The following is a 23,535-nucleotide window of genomic DNA, read 5'->3' as shown; positions in this document are numbered from 1 at the left end:
GCGGCTCCTCATCGGCCCGCCTATAGACCGCTGGTGACGCCGGTCACCAGGCCGCTGATCGAGCGGTTGAGCTGGGCGGTGATCGAGGCCAGCGCCCTGGTCTGGGCCCGGTACTGGCTTCTGGCCAGGTCGATGGCGTTCAGCAACTGGGCGCCGACGCGGGCGGGGGTGGCCATCCGGGACGCCTGGCGGGCCTGGCGGAGCTGGCCCTCGGCCTGGGGCGAGCGGATCCTGGCCACGATCTGCCCCTTGCGGACCCGGTCGCCGTCGCGGACGTACAGCTTGGCGATCGTGCCCCGGGCGGGCGAGCGCAGTGTCGCCGAGGCTCGCGCGCCGATGGTGGCGGGCGCCTCGACGACCTCGGTGACCGGCCCGCGCCGGACGTCGGCGACCTGGACGGCCGCCGGCGCCTCGGAGGTGCAGCCGGTCAGGGCCAAGAGGACGAGCAACGGGGCGAGCCCGTAACGAATCGTCACCCGACCCATCGTGGAGCCCGGCCACGCACCCGCACCAGCGCCCGCTCGGGCGTCTGCGTCTGGGTGGTCATCCGGAGGCCCCCGGCTACGTCAGGCAGTCACCCCGAGGCGAGCCGGCGGCCCCCGGCTACGTCAGAGAGATCACCCGGAGGCGAGCTGGCGGCCCCGGTCGCGGGCGGCCTCGATGGCGGCCAGGAAGGCGGCGCGCACGCTGTGGCGCTCCAGCTCCGCGATCGCCGCGATCGTGGTGCCACCCGGCGAGGTGACGGCCTCGCGCAAAATCACCGGGTGCTCCCCCGAGTCACGCAACATCACCGCCGCCCCCACGATCGACTGGGTGACCATGTCGAGCGCGGCGGCCCGCGGCATGCCGAGCAGGATCCCGGCGTCCACCATGGCCTCCACCAGGTAGAAGAAGTAGGCGGGCCCGCTGCCGGACAGCGCCGTGGCGGCGTCCTGCTGCGACTCGGGGATCCGCAGCACCTTGCCGACCGGCTTGAGCAGGCCCTCGGCCAGCTTGAGGTGCTCCTCGCCCGCGTACGCGCCGGCGGAGATCACGCTCATCGCCTCGTCGAAGCGGATCGGCGTGTTGGACATCACCCGGACCACCGGCACCTCCACGCCCAGCCGCTGCTCGACGAACGAGGTGGTGATGCCGGCCGCGGCGGAGATCACCAGCCGCTCGGCGGGCACGTGGGGGGCGATCTCGGCCAGCAGCGTCCCCATGTCCTGCGGCTTGACCGCGAGGATGAGCGTGTCGGCGGCCTTGGCGGCCTCGGCGTTGGACACCGTCCGCACGCCGTAGGTCTCGCGCAGGGCCTCGGCCCGCTCGGCCCTGCGCGTGGTCGCCATGATGTCGCCCGGCTTGAAACCGGCACGCAACAGCCCGGACAGCAGGGCCTCGCCCATCTTGCCCGTGCCCAGAATCGCGATCATTTCGGCCCCTCGAAGGATGTGGACGCTGACCTGGCAGCCTAGCGGCTGAGGGGCCGGGGCTCGGGGCCGGTCACCCGCGCGACATCAGCGAGCGCAGGAAGAAGGCCAGGTTGCGGGGGCGTTCGGCCAAACGGCGCATGAGGTAGGCGTACCAGTCGGACCCGTAGGGCACGTAGACGCGCACCCGCGCGCCCAGCCCCGCCAGGCGGGCCTGCTCGTCGGGGCGCACCCCGTACAGCATCTGGTACTCGAAGCCGGTCAGGTCGCGCCCGTCGAGCACGGCCAGCGCGGAGGCGATCCGCAGCAGCCGCGGGTCGTGGGTGGCGACCATCGGGTAGCCGGTGCCGGCCATGAGCACCTTCAGGCAGCGTACGAACGAGCGGTCGATGTCGGCGGGCCTGGTGTAGGCGCCCGGCGCGGTGTAGGCGCCCTTGCACAGCCGCACGCGTGCCCCGCCGAGTTTCTCGCAGCGGTCGAGCGAGTCGGGCAGGTACGCCTGCACGACCACCCCCACGTCCGGGTGGTCCTTGCGCAGCGCGGCGTGCACGGCGTGCAGCCCGGGGATCGTGTCGTGCTCCTCGGCGTCGAGCGTCACCGTGACGCCCTTCCGGGTGGCGGCCGCGCAGATGGTGGCGGCGTTGGCGAGCGCGAGCGGCTGCGACTGCCGCAGCCCCAGCGCGGTGAGCTTGACCGACACGTCGGCGCCCGCGGGCAGCAGGTCGAGCAGCGCGACGTAGGTGGCGACGGCGGCCTCGGCCTGGGCGGGGTCGCTCACCTCCTCGCCGAGGTGGTCGACGCTGACCAGCAGCCCGGCGCGGGTCAGCTCGCCGACCACGGCCCCGATGTCGTCGGCGACGTACCGGCCGACCACGTCGGCGGTCAGCGGCGAGGTGGTGACGAGCCGCTCGGCGCGCCGGCTCTTCGAAAGGGCGAGCATGGCCTGTCGGAGCACGCGAACCACACTAGTCACCTGAACCGCCGGGCGCTGCGATCCGTCGTAGAGGTATGCGGACAATGACAGCGACTCTCCTGGCCGGAGGTCTGGCGCTCGCCACGAGCTGCGGAACGACCACCACACCGGCCGAGCGGGCCACCATCCCGGCCGCGCAGAAGCCCCCAGCCGTGTCGAACCCGGTGGCCTCCACCCCGGTGACCGACACCCCGGCGGCGCAGGATCCCAAGCCGGTCAAGCCGACGGGCGACGCCATCAACGTCCACAGGATCCGCTGGACCAAGGCCAAGGGGGTCTCGAAGGGCAAGAAGGTCCAGCTCACCTGGTGGTCAGGGGTGGAGCCGTGCACGGTGCTCGACCGGGTCAAGGTCAAGGAGACCCGCAAGAAGGTCACGATCACCCTGTACGAGGGCACCTCGCCCAAGGCGAAGAACATGTCGTGCATCATGATCGCGGTGGAGAAGACGACGACCGTCAAGCTTAAGAGCCCGCTGGGCAAGCGCAAGATTGTGGACGGCGCCAAGTCCTAAAATGTCCACTTACGGACAACCCCAGTGACAAATGATCGATTACTTGCGATACATCGATCAGAGCACCGAGGCGTGGGGGCGCCGGGGGTGATGTCACGTTCCAATGGGGGGACCCGTGAGACGGTTCTTACGTTGCCTGATTCCCGCTGCCCTGATCCTCACCGGCCTCGTCGCCCTGGCGCCGCAAGCGGCGGCCCTGCCCCAGCGCTTCCAGAAGCAGACCGTCTTCAGCGGCCTGACCAGCCCGACCAACGTGGAGTTCGCCGCTGACGGGCGGGTGTTCGTGGCCGAGAAGGGCGGCTACATCAAGGTCTTCGACTCGCTCACGGACACCACCCCCACCGTCTACGCCGACCTGCGCACCCGGGTGCACGACTTCTGGGACCGCGGCCTGCTCGGCCTGGCCCTGCACCCGGACTTCCCCGCCGACCCGCGCGTCTACGTGCTCTACTCCTACGACGCCGAGCCCGGCGGCGGCGCGCCCCGCTGGGGCCAGGCGAACGACGACTTCGACGCGTGCCCCTCGCCTCCCGGCCCGACCGCGGACGGCTGCCGCATCACCGGCCGCCTGTCGGTCATCTCCGCCTCGGGCGCCGAGACCCCGCTGATCACCGACTGGTGCCAGCAGTATCCGAGCCACTCGGTGGGCGACCTGCAGTTCGGCCGCGACGGCGCGCTCTACGCCTCGGCCGGTGACGGCGCCAGCTTCCAGTTCGCCGACTACGGCCAGGACAACCTGACCAGCTCCGACGTGGTGCCGGACAACCCGTGCGGCGACCCGCCGAACGCGGTCGGCACCGCGCTGAGCCCGCCCGCCGCCGAGGGCGGGGCGCTGCGCTCCCAGGACGTGCGGACGAACGGCGACCCGGCCGGGCTCGCCGGCTCCATCATCCGGATAAATCCGGACACGGGGGCTGCTGCCTCCGGCAACCCGAACGCCGGCAGCGCCGACCCCAACCTCGCCAGGATCGTCGCCCACGGCCTGCGCAACCCGTTCCGCATCACCCACCGCCCCGGCACCGACGAGATCTGGTCGGGCGAGGTCGGCTGGGGCACCTACGAGGAGATCAACCGGATCGCGAACCCCACCGGCGGCGTGGCCAACTTCGGCTGGCCCTGCTACGAGGGCACGTCCAGGGAGGACGGCTACGACGCGCTCAACCTGACCCTCTGCGAGAACCTCTACACGGCCGGCGCCGCCGCGCACGCCCAGCCGTACTACGCCTGGAACCACGGCCAGCGCCTCTACCCCGGCGACACCTGCGCGCCCGGCGGCCAGTCGTCCTCCAGCGGCGTCGCCTTCTACGAGGGCGGCACGTACCCGGAGTCGTACGACGGCGCCCTGTTCTTCTCCGACTACAGCCGCAAGTGCGTCTGGGCGATGACCGAGGGCGCGAACGGCCAGCCCGACCCGGCCACGGTGACCACGTTCGACACCGGCATCGGCACGGTCGAGCTGGAGACCGGCCCGAACGGCGACCTGTTCGCGGTCGACTACGACAACGGCACGGTCGTGCGTTACCTCTACAACAACGCGCCGCCCACGGCCGTCATCAGCGCCACGCCCACCTCGGGCGCCGCCCCGCTGGCGGTGAGCTTCTCCGCCGCCGGCTCGGCGGACGCCGACGGCGACCCCATCACCTACGCCTGGGACCTCGACGGCGACGGCGAGCTGGACGACTCGGCCTCCGCCACGCCGTCGCGCACGTACACGCAGATCGGCTCGTACGTGGTCACGCTGCGCGTCAAGGACGACAAGGGCGGCCAGGCGGACGCCACGGTCACCGTCAACGTGGGCAACACCGCCCCCACGGCGGCGATCACCACCCCATCGGCCGCCACGACGTGGGCGGTCGGCGACACGATCGGCTTCTCGGGCACCGGCACCGACCCGGAGGAGGGCGCGATCCCGGGCTCCCGCATGACCTGGACGCTGATCATGCACCACTGCCCCGGCGCCTGCCACGAGCACGAGATCACCAGGTACACCGGCGCCTCCGGCTCCTTCCAGGCTCCCGACCACGAGTACCCCTCGCACCTGGAGCTCCGCCTCACCGTGACGGACCAGCACGGCCTGACCGACACCAAGAGCGTGCTGCTGCAGCCGAGGACCGTGAACCTCACCTTCCAGACCGATCCGCCCGGCCTCCTGCTCGGCTTCAACCAGGAGCAGACGGTGGCGCCGTTCACCAGGACGGTGATCGCGGGCTCCAGCAACTCGGTGACGGCGCCGTCGCCCCAGGGCGAGCACGCCTTCGAGTCCTGGTCGGACGGCGGCGCGGCCACGCACAACCTGGTCGCGCCCGCCACGGCGACGACGTACACGGCCGCCTACGAGGCCGTGCAGGCGCCGCCGGGGCTGGTGGCGGCGTACGGCATGAACGAGAACGCCGGCTCCACGGTCGGCGACGTCCTGGGCAACACGGGCACGCTGACCAACACCACCTGGACGGGAACCGGCAAGTACGGCCCCGCGCTCTCCTTCAACGGCACCTCCAGCTGGGTCACCGTCAACGACGCCCCGAACCTCCGCCTCACCACAGGCATGACCGTGGAAGCCTGGGTCAACCCCGCCACCGTCAACAGCTGGCGCACGGTCGTCATGAAGCAATACACCGGCGACCTGGCCTACGCGCTCTCCGCCGGCAGCGACAGCAACCGCCCCCACACCGTCATCCACACCACCGGCGAAGTCGGCACCGGCGGCACCGCCTCACTCCCCCTCAACACCTGGTCCCACCTGGCCGCCACCTACGACGGCAGCACACTCCGCCTCTACCTCAACGGAACCCAGGTCAGCCAGCGCACCGCCGGCGGCCCCATCCGCACCGACAACGGCGTCCTGCGCATCGGCGGCAACAGCCTCTGGGGCGAATACTTCCACGGCCTCATCGACGAAGTCCGCATCTACAACCGCGCACTCACCGCCGCCCAGATCCAGACCGACATGAACACCCCGATCGGTGAGGCACCGGAGCCCGACACGCAGGCGCCGACCGCGCCCGGCTCGCCCGCCGCGACCGGCGGCCCCGGCAGCGCCCAGCTCACCTGGACCGCCGCCACGGACGACGTCGGCGTCGAGGGGTACACGGTGCACCGGTCCACGACGCCCGGGTTCACGCCCTCGGGGGCGAACCAGGTGGGCTCGGCGCAGACCACCTCGTTCACCGACGCGGGCCTGGCGGCGGGGACGTACCACTACCGGGTGCGCGCGTTCGACGCGGCAGGCAACCAGAGCCCGTCCTCGGCCGAGGTCTCGGCCACCGTCACCACGCCTCCGGCGAACCCGGGCCTGGTGGCGGCGTACGGGATGAACGAGAACGCGGGCTCGACGATCGCCGACTCCTCAGGGAGCAACACGGGCACGCTGACCAACACCACCTGGACGGGAACCGGCAAGTACGGCCCCGCGCTCTCCTTCAACGGCACCTCCAGCTGGGTCACCGTCAACGACGCCCCGAACCTCCGCCTCACCACGGGCATGACCGTGGAAGCCTGGGTCAACCCCGCCACCGTCAACAGCTGGCGCACGGTCGTCATGAAGCAATACACCGGCGACCTGGCCTACGCGCTCTCCGCCGGCAGCGACAGCAACCGCCCCCACACCGTCATCCACACCACCGGCGAAGTCGGCACCGGCGGCACCGCCTCACTCCCCCTCAACACCTGGAGCCACCTGGCCGCCACCTACGACGGCAGCACACTCCGCCTCTACCTCAACGGAACCCAGGTCAGCCAGCGCACCGCCGGCGGCCCCATCCGCACCGACAACGGCGTCCTGCGCATCGGCGGCAACAGCCTCTGGGGCGAATACTTCCACGGCCTCATCGACGAAGTCCGCATCTACAACCGCGCACTCACCGCCGCCGAGATCCAGACCGACCTGAGCACCCCGCTCTGAGCCACCCCCAGAAAGGCGGACCCCCGGCGACGTGCCCACCGTTCCGGGGGTCCGCGCCTGTCCGGGCGAGGAACCACGCACCCTCCGGGTCCGTTACGCCTGATGTGCGATATCACGTCCGTTCTTGCCCGTTCGGTGGGAATGCTTTCGCGCTCATCGAGGTTGAGTCGGGTAGGCTCAAGTCGTTTGACAAAGACGACACGCATCCATAGGTTGAGTCCACCAGACTCAACTTTGACTACAAGGACGTACTCATGGCACGTGCGGTAGGTATCGACCTTGGGACGACCAACTCCGTCGTCTCGATCCTCGAGGGCGGTGAGCCCACCGTCATCGCCAACGCGCAGGGCTCGCGGACCACGCCGTCCGTGGTCGCCTTCGCGAAGAACGGCGAGGTCCTCGTCGGCGAGGTCGCCAAGCGGCAGGCCGTCACCAACGTGGACCGCACGATCCGCTCGGTCAAGCGGGAGATGGGCACCAACTGGTCGCAGGAGATCGACGGGAAGAAGTTCTCGCCGCAGCAGATCAGCGCCTTCGTGCTGCAGAAGCTCAAGCAGGACGCCGAGGCCTACCTGGGCGAGAAGATCACCGACGCGGTGGTCACCGTCCCGGCCTACTTCAACGACGCCCAGCGCCAGGCCACCAAGGAGGCCGGCACCGTCGCGGGCCTCAACGTGCTGCGCATCATCAACGAGCCGACCGCGGCGGCCCTCGCCTACGGGCTCGACAAGGAGCAGGACCAGACGATCCTGGTCTTCGACCTCGGTGGCGGCACCTTCGACGTGTCGCTGCTCGACGTCGGCCAGGAGGACGGCCACGGCTTCGTCGAGGTCAAGGCCACCTCCGGTGACAACCACCTCGGCGGCGACGACTGGGACCAGCGCGTCGTCGACGAGCTCGTCAAGCGCTTCCAGAACGCGCACGGCGTCGACCTGGCCAAGGACAAGATGGCGCTCCAGCGCCTGCGCGAGGCGGCCGAGAAGGCCAAGATCGAGCTGTCCAGCCAGTCCGAGACCAACATCAACCTGCCCTACATCACGGCTTCCTCCGAGGGCCCGCTGCACCTCGACGAGAAGCTGACGCGCTCGGAGTTCCAGCGCCTGACGGCCGACCTGCTCGAGCGCACCAAGGGCCCGTTCCACCAGGTCATCAAGGACGCCGGCATCAAGGTCTCCGACATCGCGCACGTGGTGCTCGTCGGCGGCTCGACCCGCATGCCCGCCGTCTCCGAGCTCGTCAAGGAGCTGACCGGCGGCAAGGAGCCCAACAAGGGCGTCAACCCGGACGAGGTCGTGGCCATCGGCGCCGCGCTCCAGGCCGGCGTGCTCAAGGGTGAGGTCAAGGACGTCCTGCTGCTCGACGTGACCCCGCTGTCGCTGGGCATCGAGACCAAGGGCGGCATCTTCACCAAGATCATCGAGCGCAACACGACGATCCCGACCAAGCGCTCCGAGGTCTTCACCACGGCCGAGGACAACCAGCCGTCGGTGCAGATCCAGGTCTACCAGGGCGAGCGCGAGATCGCCTCCTACAACAAGAAGCTGGCCACCTTCGAGCTGACCGGCATCGCGCCGGCGCCGCGCGGCATCCCGCAGATCGAGGTCACCTTCGACATCGACGCCAACGGCATCGTCAACGTCTCCGCCAAGGACCTGGGCACGGGCAAGGAGCAGACGATGACGATCACCGGCGGCTCCGCGCTGCCGAAGGACGACATCGAGCGCATGATGCGCGAGGCGGAGTCGTACGCCGAGGAGGACAAGAAGCGCCGCGAGGAGGCCGAGGTCCGCAACAACGCGGACGGTCTGGCCTACCAGACGGAGAAGTTCCTGCGCGAGAACGACGACAAGGTCCCCGGCGAGATCAAGACCGAGGTCAACGACGCCCTGACCGAGCTGAAGAAGGCTCTGGAGGGCACCGACACCGACGTCATCCGCACCTCCGCGGAGAAGCTCGCCACGGTCAGCCAGAAGATGGGCTCGGCCATCTACGCCGCGAGCCAGGGCCAGCAGCAGGCCGGCGGCGAGGGCGCCCCGCAGGGCGACGCCACCGACGGTCAGGGCCAGAAGGCCGATGACGACGTGGTCGAGGCCGAGATCGTCGACGACGACCAGCCGAAGAAGGACCAGTGATGCCGCCGCGCGACAACGGGCACGAGGAGCCGGTGATCCGCGACAACCGCAAGATCGACCCGGAGACGGGTCAGGTCAGGGAGTCCGTCCCCGCCGACCTTCAGGAGGGCGCCGAGCAGGCGCCCGCCCCGGCGGCCGGCAACGGCGAGCTGGAGGCCCAGCTCGCCGAGCGGACCGCGGACCTTCAGCGCCTCCAGGCCGAATACGTCAACTACCGCAGGCGCGTCGAGCGTGACCGGGCCGCGGTGCGCGAGCAGGCGGTCGCCGGAGCGCTGACGGAGCTGCTGCCCGTGCTCGACGACATCGGCAGGGCCCGCGACCACGGTGAGCTGACCGGTGGCTTCGCGAAGGTGGCGGAGTCGCTGGAGTCGGCGCTGACCAAGCTCGGCCTCAGCGCCTTCGGGCAGAAGGGCGAGCCGTTCGACCCGACCGTCCACGAGGCGCTGATGCACAGCTATTCGCCGGACGTGACCGAGCCGACGGCCGTCGAAGTGTTGCAGCCTGGATACCGGATGGGTGACAGGGTGCTGCGCCCGGCGCGGGTGGCCGTCGCCGAGCCGGAGGACGCCCCCGCCGCGTCCGATGACGACGAAAACTAAGCACAAGGACGAAGGGCCGTAGATGAGCACCAAGGACTACCTGGAAAAGGACTACTACGCCGTCCTTGGTGTGCCCAAGACCGCCACCGCCGACGAGATCAAGAAGGCCTACCGGAAGCTGGCCAGGCAGTACCACCCCGACACCAACCAGGGCGACCCGTCCAAGGAGACCAAGTTCAAGGAGGTCTCCGAGGCCTACGACGTCCTGTCCGACAGCAAGCGCCGCAAGGAGTACGACGACGCGCGCACGCTGTTCGGGAGCGGGGTGGGCGGCCAGCGCCCGGGCGGCGGCGGTTTCCCGTTCGACTTCGGTGACCTGTTCGGTGGCACCAGCCAGCAGACCGGTCACGGCGGCAGCGCGGGCGAGCGGCTCGGCGACCTGTTCGGCGGGCTGTTCAACCGCGGTGGCGCCGCCGGCGGCCGCACCACCGGCACGACGACCCGGCCGCGGCGTGGCCAGGACGTCGAGTCCGAGGTGACGCTGACGTTCACCGAAGCCGTCGAGGGCACCACCGTGTCGCTCAGGCTGACCAGCTCCGCCGCCTGCAACGCGTGCAGCGGCACCGGCGCCAAGGCGGGCACGACCCCCCGGGTCTGCCCCACCTGTGAGGGCACCGGCGCGGCCAGCCGCAACCTCGGCAACTTCGCCTTCTCCGAGCCCTGCCGCGACTGCAAGGGCCGCGGGCTGATCGTGGACGACCCCTGCCCCGTGTGCGAGGGCAGCGGCCGCGCCAAGAGCACCCGCACCATCCAGGCGCGCATTCCCGCGGGGGTGGCCGACGGCCAGCGGGTCAAGCTCAAGGGCAAGGGGGCGCCGGGCGAGAACGGCGGCCCGGCGGGCGATCTGTACATCCAGACCCACGTCAAGCCGCACGCCGTGTTCGGCCGGGCGGGTGACAACCTCACGATCACGGTTCCCGTGACGTTCACGGAGGCCGCGCTGGGGGCCGAGATCAAGGTGCCGATCCTCAAGGGCATGCCGGTCACGCTGCGCATCCCCGCGGGCACCCCCAACGGCCGCACGTTCCGCGTGCGGGGCAGGGGCGTCACGAGGAAGGACGGCACCAAGGGCGACCTGCTCGCCAGCGTCGAGGTGGTCGTGCCGAAGACGCTCGACGACAAGTCGCGAGAGCTGCTCAACGAGTTCAACACCGCGCACGCGAGCGAGGACCCGCGCGCAGAGCTCATTCAGCGAGCCAGAAGCGAGTAGCCGATGGACGCCAACTATTTCGACCTGTCAGACGACACCCCTGTCTACGTGATCTCGGTGGCCGCGCAGCTTTCCGGGCTCCACCCGCAGACGCTGCGGCAGTACGACCGGCTCGGCCTGGTCAGCCCTGGCCGCACGGCGGGCCGCGGCCGCCTCTACTCCACCAGAGACATCATCCAGCTCCGCGAGGTGCAGCGGCTCTCCCAGGAAGAGGGCATCAACCTCGCGGGGATCAAGCGGATTCTCGAGCTCGAGAACGAAGCTCTGCGGCTGCGTGAAGAGGTGCACCGGCTGCGCGCCGAGATGCGCATGGTCAGAGCCCTGATCCGCTACGAGCTGCCACCGGGGGCCTAGAAAGTCATGGACTACAAGCTCACCCAGAAGAGCCAGGAAGCGCTCTCGGGTGCCATGCGGCGTGCCGCCGCTGAGGGCAACCCGGAGATCGCCCCTGCTCACCTGCTGACCACGCTGCTCTCCCAGACGGGCGGCACCGCCGTGCCCCTGCTCGAAGCCGTCGGCGCCGACTGGCGCACGCTGCGGGCCCGCACGGAGGAGCAGCTCGCGGCGCTGCCGAAGGCGCAGGGCGCGACGGTGGGGGCGCCGTCCAGCTCCCGCCAGCTCCTGACCGTGCTGAACACCGCCGCCCAGCACGCCAACCGCCTCGAAGACCTCTACGTCTCGACCGAGCACCTGCTGGTCGGCCTGGCCGCCGACGGGGGCCAGTCGGCCGAGCTGCTCAAGTCGCAGGGGGCCACGCCGCAGGCGCTGCTCGACGCGTTCGAGAAGGTACGCGGCAACGCCCGCGTCACCAGCGAGACCCCCGAGGACACCTACCAGGCGCTGGAGAAGTACGGCGTCGACCTGACCGAGCGGGCGCGCGGGGGCAAGCTCGACCCGGTGATCGGCCGCGACGGCGAGATCCGCCGCGTGGTCCAGGTGCTCAGCCGCCGCACCAAGAACAACCCGGTGCTCATCGGCGAGCCCGGCGTCGGCAAGACGGCCGTCGTCGAGGGCCTGGCCCAGCGCATCGTGGCCGGCGACGTGCCGGAGTCGCTGCGCAACAAGCGGCTCATCTCGCTCGACCTGGGCGCGATGGTGGCCGGCGCGAAGTACCGCGGCGAGTTCGAGGAGCGGCTCAAGGCCGTGCTCTCCGAGATCAAGGAGAGCAACGGGCAGATCGTCACGTTCATCGACGAGCTGCACACCGTCGTCGGCGCGGGGGCCGCCGAGGGCGCGATGGACGCCGGCAACATGCTCAAGCCCATGCTGGCCCGCGGCGAGCTGCGCATGATCGGCGCGACCACGCTCGACGAGTACCGCGAGCGCATCGAGAAGGACCCGGCGCTGGAGCGCCGCTTCCAGCAGGTCTACGTGGGCGAGCCCACGGTCGAGGACACGATCGCGATCCTGCGCGGGCTCAAGGGCCGCTACGAGGCCCACCACCAGGTGCAGATCGCCGACAGCGCGCTGGTGGCCGCCGCCGCGCTGTCCGACCGCTACATCACCAACCGATTCCTGCCCGACAAGGCCATCGACCTGGTCGACGAGGCCGCCTCGCGGCTGCGCATGGAGATCGACTCCCGTCCGGTGGAGATCGACCAGCTCCAGCGCAACGTGGACCGGATGAAGATGGAGGAGCTGGCCCTGTCGAAGGAGACCGACGAGGCCTCCGTCCAGCGGCTGGAGCGGCTGCGCCAGGAGCTGGCCGACCGGCAGGAGGAGCTCAACGCCCTCGTCGGCCGCTGGGAGCACGAGAAGGCCGGCCTCAACAAGGTCGGTGAGCTGAAGAAGCAGCTCGACGAGGCGCGCGGCGCGGCCGAGCGGGCCCAGCGCGACGGCGACTTCGAGGCGGCCTCCCGGCTGATGTACGCCGAGGTGCCCCGGCTGGAGCAGGCGCTGAAGGCCGCCTCCGAGGCCGCGCCGCCGGAGAACGCCATGGTCAAGGAGGAGGTCGGCCCCGACGACATCGCCGAGGTGATCTCGTCCTGGACCGGCATCCCCGCCGGGCGCCTGCTGGAGGCCGAGACGGCCAAGCTGCTGCGCATGGAGGAGGAGCTGGGCAGGCGCCTCATCGGCCAGCAGCAGGCCGTACAGGCCGTCTCCGACGCCGTCCGCCGCAGCCGCGCCGGCATCGCCGACCCCGACCGGCCGACGGGCTCGTTCCTGTTCCTCGGCCCGACGGGGGTGGGCAAGACCGAGCTGGCCAAGGCGCTGGCGGAGTTCCTGTTCGACGACGAGCGGGCGATGACCCGCATCGACATGAGCGAGTACTCCGAGAAGCACAGCGTGGCCAGGCTGGTCGGCGCGCCTCCCGGTTACGTCGGCTACGAGGAGGGCGGCCAGCTCACCGAGGCCGTCAGGCGGCGCCCGTACACCGTGGTGCTGCTCGACGAGGTCGAGAAGGCCCACCCCGAGGTGTTCGACATCCTGCTGCAGGTGCTCGACGACGGGCGGCTGACCGACGGCCAGGGCCGCACGGTCGACTTCCGCAACACGATCCTGATCCTGACCTCCAACATCGGCTCGCAGTTCCTCGTCGATCCGGCGCTGGAGAACGGCGCCAAGCGCGAGGCCGTCATGGGGGCGGTGCGCAGCTCGTTCAAGCCGGAGTTCCTCAACCGGCTCGACGACGTGATCCTCTTCGACGCGCTCGGCTCCGAGGAGCTGGCGCAGATCGTCGACCTCCAGGTCGACCGCCTGGCCAGGCGCCTGGCCGACCGCAGGCTGACGCTGGAGGTCACGGCCGCGGCCCGCGAGTGGCTGGCGCTGACGGGCTACGACCCGCTGTACGGCGCCCGCCCGCTGCGCCGCCTGGTCCAGTCCGCCATCGGCGACAAGCTGGCCAAGGCGGTGCTGTCCGGCGAGGTGTCCGACGGCGACAAGGTGCTGGTGGAGCTGGGCGACGACGAGCTGCTCATCGAGCGGGCGGCCTAGCAGGCTCAGTCACCGGAGCCCGGGGATCCAGGCGGTCCCCGGGCTCCGGCGTGTCATGGCACGGTCATCGGGCCACCCGCTCGGTAAGGTTCGCCCCACTCTTCGGACAAGCCGCACTCCCCCGGACCGGCGGGCGACTACGTTCAGCGTTCGTCAGATCACCGACATCGACTCAGGGAGACGTGCGGTGTCATTCCAGAAGATCCGGAGCACGATCGCGGTGGCCGCTCTGGCCGCGGGCGTCAGCTGGCTGTCCGCCGGCACCTCCGTCGCGAACAACTGCGCCGAGACCGCGGTGCTGTCGCCCGCCTCGGTCGTCTCGGCCTGCGACAACCCCTCCTCGCTGAGGGTCGAGGACAGCGGCTCGGCCGGCAGCCGCATGATCGCCAGCGAGAGCACCAAGGTGGCCATGGCGGCCGGCGAGATGGCCAGGCACTTCGGCTTCACCGGCGTGGCGACCGGCAAGGAGGTGCTGAGCATGGCGGACCTGAGCGGCGTGGGGGCCACCTGGGGTCTGTCCTCGCTGTTCTCGGCCTCCCCCGCGCTGTTCCCCATGGTGCCGGGACCGGCCGGCGTGGCCGACCTGGCGACCATGGCGGACCTGCCGCCGCTCCCGCCGCTCTCGGCGCTGCCCGAGGTGCCCGGCACCCCGCTGGACAGCAGGCTGCCGGGTCAGATGACGATCGGCCAGGGCCCCTTCCCCAACCGCGTCGTCGGCACCGGAGTCGATTCGCCGCTGGGGCTGCAGGAGCCGGTGAGCCAGGTGAGCGCCGAGCTCGTCGGCCAGGTGCTGCCGAAGGCCGTGGACAGCCTCGAAGGCGTCGCGATCCTGCCGGGCGGCGGATCAGGGGCCGCCGGTCTGGCCGACGCCGTGGGCGGTCTCGGCCTCAAGTGAGCCACCCTGTCCGGGCGTGGACCGTGCCTGCCACGCCCGGCTTCCCCTGGCGGAGGGGTCGCGGTCCCCACGAACGGACCAGGCGGGGATCGCGGCCCCTCCCGCGAGAGGCACCCGGGCACGACCGACCGGGCCCATCGCGAGAGGCACGCGGGCATGACTGACCGGGCCCTGCCCCATCGGGCGGGCCCGGCTGACGCGCGGCCGCCTCAGGAAACGAGCTCGTCGAGCTCGTCCTCGGGGAGCCCGAGATCGACCCTGATGCGATAGCGGGTGCGCAGCAGCGCCACCTGCTCCGGGTCGTTCTCGTCACACCGCAGGACGGCCTGGGTGGCCCATTCCAGGCCCCCTTGGAGATCGCCATAGGCGACCAGCGTCTCGGCGATCGTGTGAGCGGTCGCCGTGGAGACGTTTCCCTCCGCGCGTATCGTCTCGATGACCTCCCTCGCCTCGTCAGGCCTGTCGAGCTCGAAGAGCGTGTCGGCGATGCCGGCACGCGGGTCGAAACCCGCCTCGCCACCGTCCTCGACCGCGCGCTGGAAACACTCCATCGCGCGAGCGGGCTGCCCCGCCGCTCGCCACTCCTCGGCGGCGAGCACCAGGATGGAGGCCCTGGACACGTCACCGGAGGAGTAGTCGAGCGCGACGTCGTACAGCCGACTGGCCAAGGAGTCGTGGTCGTCGGCCAACAGCGCCTGCTCAAGCAGACGATCAAGGTGCTCACGGGTCACATGCGCCACACCGCGAGACTACCGAGCCACCCGGGCCTTTGCCCGGTCAATCCGCATCGCCGGTCCCGTGCATATTCGGTAACGTACTGTCCAACTCTGCTCACGGCGCGCGTGTCCGGCCAGGTCATGGGGCATAAACCAGTCACTTTGCCGCCACGCGAGCGGAGGGACTGTGATGGGCTTGTCCAAGCAGCTGACCTTCACGCTGGCCTGTGCCGTCGTGCTGTCGGCCCTCGTGCCCGGTGTCGCCGGCTACCTGTCGGCCCGCCTGGAGGCCATCGAGACCGCCGAGCGCAACCTGCGGGCTCTGGAGGCCAGGCTCGACGTACGCGAGGCCAGGGACACGCGCCCGGTCTCGCTCCCCGCCCCCTGTCTGCGCACGCCGGCCACGCCGCGCCCGTACCACCAGGTGCCCGCCACCGCGCTCGGGGAGCACGACAAGAACTGGCTGCGTGACGTGCCCGCCTGGCTGGCCGAGCCGCTCAGGGAGATGCAGGAGACGGCGGAGCAGTAAGCCGCGGGCAACTTTCCCGCCGGTCACCGGCGTCGTACGGGTGACCGACGATGGAGAGAGGCTTGCGCATGGCGGATCGATCGGAGTACGACGCGTTCGTCGCGGCGGCGTGGCATCGATTGCTCCGCACGGCCTACCTGCTCACCAGGGACTGGGCGGTGGCCGAGGACCTGGTGCAGACGGCGCTGATGAAGGCGTGGGTGGCCTGGGGGCGGATCAGGGACGAGCACGAGGCGTACGTCCGCAAGATCATCGTGAACGTGCACGTGTCGTGGTGGCGGCGGCGCTGGCGGCAGGTGGAGCTGACCACGGGGGCGCCACCCGAGCACCCCGAGCCCGCCGACCGCATGGGCGAGGCCGACGAGCGCGAGCTGGTCTGGCAGGCCCTGGGCCGGCTGCCCGCGCGCCAGCGGGCCGTGATCGTGCTGCGCTTCTTCGAGGACATGACCGAGGCCCAGGCCGCCGACACGCTGGGCTGCAGCGTCGGCACGGTCAAGAGCCAGACCAGTAAGGCGCTGGCCAAGCTGCGGATCGACGAGTCGGTCGCGACCGCGTACGCGAGGAAGGGGTAGGGACGTGCCCGTCAGCCGTCAGGATCTGCATGACCTGCTGGAGGTGCGCAGCCGGCCCGCCCTGGAGCGGCCGGTGCCGTGGGAGCGGCTGCGCACCCGCGCTCGGGCGGCCCGGCGCCGCCGCCTGGTCACGGTCGCCGTCGCCGGGGTCGCCGCCGCGTCGGTCGTGGTGGCGGGGATGCTCGTCGAGCCGGGGCCGCCCGCCCAGGTGTTCCAGCCCCGCAAGGACGCCACCCCGGCCGGCGCCCCCTCGCCGCACCTGCTCCCGGCGAGTTTCGAGGAGCAGGACGGCACGCTCTACCGCCGGATCGCCACGGCCACGCTGGACGCGCCGGAGAAGGACGAGGTGACGTTCGAGGTGAAGGTGAGTGGCAAGCCGCTGGCGATCATGGCGGACTGCCCGTCGAGGACCCGGCTGGTGCCGCAGGTCCGGGTCGTCCAGCCCGGTCCGGACACGTGGGCGCTGACCCCCATGGCCTCCCTGCTGAAGATGTGCGAGACGCACATGCCGAGCGACCTCGTCCCGTTCCCGTCCGGCACGCGCCGGGCGAAGCTCACCATCTCCGTGCCGAAGCAGTTGAAGGCCGTGCCGAGCGAGAAGGCGAAGAGGTGGCGGTTCGGCGTCTACGAGTGGACACCGCCCGCCACGATGCCACCCGCGCCCTCCCCCGTCGCGCCCCCGCAGTCCTTCGGCGGGACGCCGCCCGACTACCGGCTGGTCGGCTCGAAGAGCGCCGTCTGGCCGGCGGCGCGCGAGGTGACCGTGACCGTGCCGGCCTTGAGCAGGGACTGGGCGCTGGTCGTGTACTGCGGCGGCGTCCTCGCGGGACGGCTGACCGGCGAGGTCCACGTGAACGGCAAGCTGCAGAACACGGAAGGCTACTGCTCGGAGCCTCCTTCCGGGGGCAGCGTGGGCTTCTCCATGTTCGGCAGGACGCGGCCCGGCCCCGACGGCAAGATGACCGTCAAGGTCAAGCTGTCGTCCCGGTACGCCGAGTACGGCCGCCGCCCGGGCACCATGACCGTCGCCGTCTACGAGGCCGGGCGCTAACGCGGCGCCCAGGATCTGAGCTGGCGGGTCAGGAACCCCCTGATCAGCTGTTTGGCCGCGTCGATCATCTCGGGCTGCCCATCGGGATCGCGGCGGAAGGCCATCTTCAGCACGGCGTCGCCCGCCTCGACCGCCACCAGCACGGCCAGGTCGAGCGCGGGGCTGTCGGCCAGCCCGAACTCCTTCAGGAACAATCCGCGCAGCCGGCCCGCGATCACCGTGTTGTTGTCGGAGTCGGAGTCGAGCAGGTTGAGATCGACGGCGTCACCGAAGTGCAGGCTCTGGAACCCGGCGACCGTGCGGTGCATGTCCACGTAGATGTCGATGATCGCGTCGACGGCCTCCCACCAGCCGCGATAGTCCTCTTCGAGGAACCTGCGATCGACCCTGCGGACGAACTCCTCGACGTTGCGCCGGGTGAGCTCCTGGGTGATCGCTCGCTTGTCGGGGAAGAACTGGTAGACCGAGCCGATGGCCACGCCCGCCCGCTCGGCTATGCGAGTGGTGGACAGGGCCTCGTACCCGGCCTCGTCGAGGAGCTGGGCGCACGCGTCGAGCATCCGCTCGACGCGCCGGGCGCTGCGGCGCTGTGCGGGCTGCCGCCTGAGGGCATTGGGGTGGACGCATACGTCGTCCATTTGCGGCGAAGACACGGATTCATCTTCTCCTGTATGGGCGATCGTTACCCGTGAATTTACTCAATCGGGCCAGCCCGCGCATCGCACGGGGCGAAATCCGCGACAGCGCATAGCCGATTCTGCCCTCGGCGTTCACGGGGACCACGGCCTGGTTTCTGTGCACGGCCCGCAGAATGTGCGCGGCCACGCGTTCCGGCGGGTATCCGCGCCGCGCCAGCCCGCGCACGGCGTCCTCGCGCAACCCCTCTTTCGTGTACGTCCCATGGCTCGCGATGCCCGTGGAGACGAACCCGGGGCAGATCGCGCTGACCCCGATGCCGTGATCCGCCAGCTCGGCCCTGAGACAGTCGCTGAGCATCTTCACGGCCGCCTTCGAGGCCGAGTACGCGGGCAGCACCCGGGAGGGCGCGAACGCGGCCAGGGAGGCGACGTTGACGAGGTGCCCGCCCGCGCCGCGCTCGGCCATGGCGGCGCCGAAGAGCCGGCAGCCGTGGACGACGCCCCACAGATTGACGTCGATGATCCTGCGCCAGTCGTCGAGGGTGTGGTCGAGGAACGCGCCCGCGACGACGATCCCCGCATTGTTCACCACAATGTCCGGGACACCATATTCAGAGATGATATTTCGGGAAAAGTCCTCCATCTCGCTGGCATTCGCCACATCGACCTGCACACCGAACGCCGCGATCCGAAAATCTCTCGCAATTCCGTCGGCCACCCGCTTGGCCGCGTCGATATCGATATCCGCACAGACCACTTCCGCCCCGTGCGCCGCGAAAGCCCGCGCCGTCGCCCGCCCGATCCCGGACCCCGCACCGGTGACGACCACCAGCCGCCCGCCGAACGCCCCCTCCCCGCGCGCCCGCCGCAACTCCCCGCTCACAGGCCCGCCCTCCCCGCGCGCCCGCCGCAACTCCCCGCTCGCGGGCCCGCCCTCCACGTGCTCGACGAACTCGGCGATCATCCCGGCCACGGCCTCTGGCCTGCTGCGGTGCGCCCAGTGCCCGGCCGCGACCCGCCGGTGCCACAGCCGGGGCGCCCACCGCCCCACGGCGGCCAGCAGCGCCGGGGTGACGTACGCGTCGCGTGTGGCCTCGATGATCTGCACGGGCACGCCGGGCACGCGCGGGTCGAGCGCGCCCCCCGGCATGTTGGCCCGGTAGAGCGCGAGCCCGTTGAGCCCGTCGGCGACGAGCGTGTCGGCCGGATGCCCCGGGCGCGGCGCGATGCCGTCGCCGCGCAGGGCGCGGGTCACCAGCCCGGGCAGCACGGAGCGCCAGGCCAGCTCGGGCAGCACGGGGAGCCGGAACGCCCCGATGTACCAGGACCTGAGCCGCTGCGCGGCGACGTCGCGGCGCGGCCCGTGTCGGGTGAAGTCCGCCGCCTGCCGCAGCCCCGGCCCGCCCAGGCTGGTGAACGAGGCCAGCCGGTCCCTGATGCCGGCCCTGCCGAGCGCCTCCCAGCCCTGCAGCGAGCCCCAGTCGTGCCCGACGAGGTGCACGCGGGGCAGCCCCACGGCGTCGAGCACCGCCTGCAGGTCGCCGATCAGCCGGTCGAAGCCGTAGTCGCGCCGGTCCGCCGGGCCGGTGGACGCCCCGGCCCCGCGTACGTCGTAGCGCACCACGTGGAAGCGGTCGCGCAGCAGCACGGCCACCTCGTCCCAGACCCGATGCGTGTCGGGGTATCCGTGCAGGAGCAGCACGGCCGGCCTGCCGGGATCGCCCTCCTCCGACACCGCCAGCCGCACGTCACCGGACTCGACCATCCGCATCGCGACCTCCTATTGGACGAGATGTCCAGTAGAATAGATCGATCAGGGTCGTGCGGCCAGCCCCGTGCAGGCGCGCAGCGCCTTCCACTCGGCCACGGCCCCGGTCCTGGCCGACCCCGTCATCGGTATCGGGATACCCCCTTGGATCGTGGCCGGAGTCCACGAGTCCTTCAAGATCTTGCGCCCGTTGATGGTCAGCGTCAGCACGCCCGTCCTGCCGGTCGTGGCCGGGTTGGAGTTGTAGAAGACGAAGTTGCCCATGCCGTAGTTGACGTAGGCGTCGTCGAGGTAGCCGGAGCCGAGCAGGATGTGCGCGTGCCCGCCGACCACCACGTCCGCGCCGGCCTCGACCAGCTTGGGAGCCAGCGAGAGCTGCGCCTCGTTGGGGCACTTCTGCATCTCGGTGCCCCAGTGCAGGTGGACGATCACGGTGTCGGAGTTCTTGCGGGCCTGGCGTACCGCGCGCAGCAGGGCCGGCTCGTTCTTGGCCGAGGCCAGCCCGCCCTGTTCCGCCGTGGCCGTCCACGACTGGATGAACTCGGCGTCCAGCACCTGCGTGGCGCCGATGATCGCGACCCGGTTGCCGTTGACGGTCTTGCGGAAGGGCCGGTACGCCTGAGCCGCGTTCTCGCCGATGCCCACCACAGGCAGCTTGCCGCGCTCGATCGCCGCCAGCGAGTCGGCCAGCCCGGTCTCCATGTAGTCCATGCCGTGGTTGTTGGCCATGGAGGCGACGTCCACCCCGGCGGCCCGCAGCGCCGTCAGCGCGCTGGACGGCGCCCTGAACGTGTACTGCTTGCCGGGCGCCGGTGTCCCTCCCGTGGTGATGGCCGTCTCCAGGTTCACCATCGCTAAGTCGGCCTTGCGCAGCACGCTCGCGATCGGGCCGAGCGCCGTGCGGGGGTTGTTCAGCCGTGGCCGCAGGATGCCCTCGAAGTGCACGTCCCCGCCGAACGCGATCGTGAACGGCTTGCGCTCGGGGGTCGGCTTCGCGCTCTTCTGCTGCGAGCTCTCCTCCGGCGCGGCCACCTGCTGGCTCAGGGGCTCACGCTCGGGCGCCGCCGAGCACGCCGCCAGTAATCCGACGACAGCGATCACCGGGAGGGCACGGGGGATTCTCATTCGCCGCCACTTCCGCTCGAAACCTGTCTTACAGGGATCGAGCATGCCATGCAGGGCGGACTACCGCGCAGACTCCCTCATGCTCATCAATTCGGACATAGCCCGGCAAGTTTTGTCATCCATCGGGGTGTAGACGATGAGCCGGATCTCCGGCATCGCCGTCAGGCTGGTCGTGCTGAAGCGCAGCCCGCCGAGCTCCCGGTGCTTGTACCGCTTCACCCTCGGCCCCGGATCGGCCACGTCCTGGCGGGCCCACAACCGGGCGAACTCCGCGCTCTCCGCGCTGAGCCTGCGGACGAAGTCCTGCCAGCACCGCGAATCGGTGTGCCGACTGTAGGCGCCCCTGAAGACGGCCACCGCCCGCGCCAGCTCGTGGTCGCGGTCGAGCAGCCGGGTGGTGGGCTCGGGGCGCACGCAGGCCTGCCAGAGCGAGTTGCGCTCCCCCTCCGGCGCCGCGACCAGCTCGGGGAACAGGGCGGCATAGGCGTCGTTCCAGGCCAGCACGTCGCACCGGCTGTTGGACACGCAGGCGGGCATGTCGCCGAGCCGGTCGAGGATGCCCTGCATCTCGGGTGTCACCTGGCCCGAATCGACGGGGACCGGGTCGGCCGCCTGCCCGGCCAGCCGGTAGAGGTGGTGGCGCTCGGCGCTGTCGAGCCTGAGCGTGCGCGAGATCGCGTCGAGCACCTGCGGGCTGGCGTTGATCGGCCGCCCCTGCTCCAGCCACGTGTACCAGGTGACGCCCACCCCGGCGAGTTGGGCGACCTCCTCGCGGCGCAGCCCCGGCGTGCGCCTGCGTGGGCCGGGAGCCAGATCGACCATCTCGGGCGTGATCCGCTCCCGCCGCGAGCGCAGGAACGCCGACAGGTCGATACGTCTTGCCTCAGCCACGGTCATTTCTCCACTATGGGGGCACACGGGGCGGCTTATCCAGTTAGCACCAGTACCAGTATAAAGGGGCTCTCGTTACTGGTACCGGGATGGCGGCAGACTGAGCAGCATGTCGCATACTGCCGCTTTCACCCCTCCTGTGAACACCCAGACGCAGGAAGCCGTTCCCAAGGCCAGCGGCCTGCTCCTGGCGATCATCCTCGTGGGGCAGTTCCTGGCGATCCTGAACGTCAACATCGTGAACGTGGCCACCCCCACCATCGAGGCAGACCTGCACTCCTCGGGGGCCGGGCTGCAGATGATCGTCGCCGGGTACACCATCGTCTACGCCGTGCTGCTCATCACCGGAGCGAGGATCGGCGACCTGTTCGGCTATCGCAAGGCGTTTCTGGGCGGCCTGGCGGTCTTCGTGATCACCACGCTCGCCGCCGGGCTGGCACCCTCGACCGGCTGGCTGGTGGCCTCCCGGCTGCTGCAGGGCGCCGGGGCCGCCATGATGATGCCGCAGGTGCTGACGTTGATCCAGCGCAACTATCACGGTGCGGCCAGGGGCCGGGCGATCGGCCTGTGGTCGCTGGTGATCAGCGGCGGCATCGTGGTGGGCCAGGCGCTCGGCGGCATCCTGCTGGGCCTGGGGCTGGGCTGGCGGGTCGTGTTCCTCACCCTGGTGCCCATCGGGGCGTTGCTGCTGGTGGCCGGGCTGAAGGTGCTGCCGGCCGACGAGGGCGGCGGCCGTACCGGGCTCGACCCGCTGGGCCTGGTGAGCCTGTCGGCGGCGGTGCTGCTGCTCGTGGTGCCGCTGGTGCTCGGCCGCGACCTCGGCTGGCCGCTGTGGGGCTGGATCTCGATGGGGCTGAGCGTGGTGACGTTCGCCGCGTTCGTCCGCGTCGAGCGCTGGGTGACCTCGCGGGGCGGGCGCCCGCTGGTGGACGCGCGGGTGCTGCGGGCGCCGGGCATGCGTCCCGGTCTGGCGATCCTGCTGTTCGGCCCGGCCACGTGGGGCGCGTTCCTGTTCACCTCCGCGCTGCACCTCCAGGGCGACCTGCACCTGTCGCCGCTGGCCTCCGGCATGATGCTGGTGCCCTGCGCCCTCGCGTTCGGCCTGGTCGGGCTCGCCTGGCCGCGCCTGCCCGCGCGGCTGCAGCGGCCGCTGGTGCCGTTCGGCTACGTGGTGGCCGCCCCCGCCTACGTCGGCCTGGGCCTGGCCGCCGGCGGCGGCGTGGCGTACGCGGTCATGAGCGCCCTCATCGGCGCCGGCCTCGGCGTGCAGGTCGCGGTCACCAACATGGCCACCGAGCAGGTGGACGACGCGTACGCGGCCGACGCCAGCGGCGCCCTGCTCACCGTGATGCAGCTCGGCCAGGTCATCGGCGTCTCCACCGTGGGCACGCTGTTCATCTCCCTCGACGCGGGCGCCTCGGCCGCCACCGCCTCGCTGACCACGTCCGTCGCCATGGCGGCCCTGGCCGTGCTCGCCGGGCTGAGCTCGCTGTTCCTGGTGCGGCGCCGCGTGCCGGCCGCTGCCTGACCTGGAGCAGGCGACGTGATCCGTCAGGCCGGGCCGCGGGTGACCGCCGCCCGGCTGGCGGTCATGCAGACCGTGGCCCAGGACCTGGCCTGACCCCTGAGACGCGCGCGGCGTGCCCAGTGAGATCCGGGCACGCCGCGTTCGTCTGCCAC

General features: G+C 71.0%; 19 protein-coding genes and 1 pseudogene. 12 read left to right on the top strand and 8 right to left on the bottom strand.

Annotated features, from left to right (window positions below; genetic code table 11):
- Positions 1-20: 20 nt before the first annotated feature.
- From LCN96_RS02120 to LCN96_RS02110, 3 genes are all read right to left on the bottom strand, one after another.
- A complete protein-coding gene (locus LCN96_RS02120) occupies positions 21-476 on the bottom strand; it encodes an efflux RND transporter periplasmic adaptor subunit (RefSeq protein WP_225270902.1) in 456 nt (151 codons plus the stop codon).
- Positions 477-617: 141 nt separating this feature from the next.
- Positions 618-1,412, bottom strand: a complete 795-nt coding sequence (gene proC / locus LCN96_RS02115) for a pyrroline-5-carboxylate reductase (RefSeq protein ID WP_225270901.1) — start codon at positions 1,410-1,412, stop codon at positions 618-620.
- Positions 1,413-1,482: 70 nt separating this feature from the next.
- Entirely contained in the window at positions 1,483-2,364 is an 882-nt protein-coding gene (locus LCN96_RS02110; protein WP_225270900.1) for a proline dehydrogenase family protein, read from the bottom strand.
- 62 nt (positions 2,365-2,426) lie between these two features.
- On the opposite strand from LCN96_RS02110, the gene LCN96_RS02105 reads away from it, so the two are divergent.
- The 8 genes and pseudogenes from LCN96_RS02105 to LCN96_RS02070 all read left to right on the top strand — a co-directional run bounded on the left by LCN96_RS02105 (position 2,427) and on the right by LCN96_RS02070 (position 14,565).
- Positions 2,427-2,894 carry a hypothetical protein gene (locus tag LCN96_RS02105; protein ID WP_225270899.1) on the top strand — a complete coding sequence of 156 codons (468 nt, stop codon included), beginning with the start codon at positions 2,427-2,429 and terminating at the stop codon, positions 2,892-2,894.
- A 115-nt stretch (positions 2,895-3,009) separates the two neighbouring features.
- On the top strand, positions 3,010-6,795 hold the full coding sequence (locus LCN96_RS02100) for a LamG-like jellyroll fold domain-containing protein (RefSeq protein ID WP_225270898.1): 3,786 nt from the start codon (positions 3,010-3,012) through the stop codon (positions 6,793-6,795).
- 254 nt (positions 6,796-7,049) lie between these two features.
- Positions 7,050-8,927, top strand: a complete 1,878-nt coding sequence (dnaK, locus tag LCN96_RS02095) for a molecular chaperone DnaK (RefSeq protein WP_225270897.1) — start codon at positions 7,050-7,052, stop codon at positions 8,925-8,927.
- Positions 8,927-9,526, top strand: coding sequence for a nucleotide exchange factor GrpE (gene grpE, locus LCN96_RS02090; protein ID WP_225270896.1), 600 nt, complete (start codon positions 8,927-8,929; stop codon positions 9,524-9,526). The genes dnaK and grpE overlap by 1 nt, the downstream gene beginning before the upstream one ends.
- A gap of 22 nt (positions 9,527-9,548) precedes the next feature.
- On the top strand, positions 9,549-10,736 hold the full coding sequence (dnaJ, locus tag LCN96_RS02085) for a molecular chaperone DnaJ (protein ID WP_225270895.1): 1,188 nt from the start codon (positions 9,549-9,551) through the stop codon (positions 10,734-10,736).
- Positions 10,737-10,739: 3 nt separating this feature from the next.
- Positions 10,740-11,063, top strand: a pseudogene (locus LCN96_RS02080) (heat shock protein transcriptional repressor HspR); the annotation flags it as partial.
- Between the two features lie 33 nt (positions 11,064-11,096).
- The gene (gene clpB / locus LCN96_RS02075; RefSeq protein ID WP_225270894.1) at positions 11,097-13,670 is read left to right on the top strand and encodes an ATP-dependent chaperone ClpB; all 2,574 of its coding nucleotides are present in this window, start codon (positions 11,097-11,099) and stop codon (positions 13,668-13,670) included.
- 187 nt (positions 13,671-13,857) lie between these two features.
- On the top strand, positions 13,858-14,565 hold the full coding sequence (locus LCN96_RS02070; protein ID WP_225270893.1) for a hypothetical protein: 708 nt from the start codon (positions 13,858-13,860) through the stop codon (positions 14,563-14,565).
- Between the two features lie 209 nt (positions 14,566-14,774).
- Here the strand turns inward: LCN96_RS02070 and LCN96_RS02065 are convergent, their stop codons facing one another.
- The gene (locus LCN96_RS02065) at positions 14,775-15,305 is read right to left on the bottom strand and encodes a tetratricopeptide repeat protein (protein ID WP_225270892.1); all 531 of its coding nucleotides are present in this window, start codon (positions 15,303-15,305) and stop codon (positions 14,775-14,777) included.
- Positions 15,306-15,477: 172 nt separating this feature from the next.
- Between LCN96_RS02065 and LCN96_RS02060 the strand changes: the two genes are divergently transcribed.
- The 3 genes from LCN96_RS02060 (at position 15,478) to LCN96_RS02050 (ending at position 17,433) form a co-directional block, all read left to right on the top strand.
- The gene (locus LCN96_RS02060) at positions 15,478-15,810 is read left to right on the top strand and encodes a hypothetical protein (protein ID WP_225270891.1); all 333 of its coding nucleotides are present in this window, start codon (positions 15,478-15,480) and stop codon (positions 15,808-15,810) included.
- A 68-nt stretch (positions 15,811-15,878) separates the two neighbouring features.
- Positions 15,879-16,382: a SigE family RNA polymerase sigma factor gene (locus tag LCN96_RS02055; protein ID WP_225270890.1), complete on the top strand. Its 504-nt coding sequence runs from the start codon at positions 15,879-15,881 to the stop codon at positions 16,380-16,382.
- Between the two features lie 4 nt (positions 16,383-16,386).
- Complete coding sequence (locus LCN96_RS02050) at positions 16,387-17,433, top strand: hypothetical protein (RefSeq protein WP_225270889.1); 1,047 nt, start codon at positions 16,387-16,389, stop codon at positions 17,431-17,433.
- Here the strand turns inward: LCN96_RS02050 and LCN96_RS02045 are convergent.
- The 4 genes from LCN96_RS02045 to LCN96_RS02030 form a co-directional block, all read right to left on the bottom strand.
- Positions 17,430-17,993, bottom strand: coding sequence for a TetR/AcrR family transcriptional regulator (locus LCN96_RS02045; RefSeq protein WP_318528362.1), 564 nt, complete (start codon positions 17,991-17,993; stop codon positions 17,430-17,432). The two genes, LCN96_RS02050 and LCN96_RS02045, sit on opposite strands and share 4 nt — an antisense overlap.
- A 97-nt stretch (positions 17,994-18,090) precedes the next feature.
- On the bottom strand, positions 18,091-19,842 hold the full coding sequence (locus tag LCN96_RS02040; protein ID WP_225270888.1) for an SDR family oxidoreductase: 1,752 nt from the start codon (positions 19,840-19,842) through the stop codon (positions 18,091-18,093).
- Between the two features lie 42 nt (positions 19,843-19,884).
- On the bottom strand, positions 19,885-20,964 hold the full coding sequence (locus LCN96_RS02035) for a CapA family protein (protein WP_225270887.1): 1,080 nt from the start codon (positions 20,962-20,964) through the stop codon (positions 19,885-19,887).
- 60 nt (positions 20,965-21,024) lie between these two features.
- Entirely contained in the window at positions 21,025-21,861 is an 837-nt protein-coding gene (locus LCN96_RS02030; protein ID WP_225270886.1) for a helix-turn-helix transcriptional regulator, read from the bottom strand.
- Between the two features lie 133 nt (positions 21,862-21,994).
- Here LCN96_RS02030 and LCN96_RS02025 point away from each other — a divergent pair, with 133 nt between their 5' ends.
- Positions 21,995-23,383, top strand: coding sequence for an MFS transporter (locus LCN96_RS02025; RefSeq protein WP_225270885.1), 1,389 nt, complete (start codon positions 21,995-21,997; stop codon positions 23,381-23,383).
- The last annotated feature ends 152 nt before the right edge of the window (positions 23,384-23,535 follow it).

Origin of the sequence: Nonomuraea gerenzanensis (assembly GCF_020215645.1) — a bacterium.
GTDB classification, from domain to species: domain Bacteria; phylum Actinomycetota; class Actinomycetes; order Streptosporangiales; family Streptosporangiaceae; genus Nonomuraea; species Nonomuraea gerenzanensis.
This window is presented reverse-complemented; position numbering and strand designations above follow the sequence as displayed.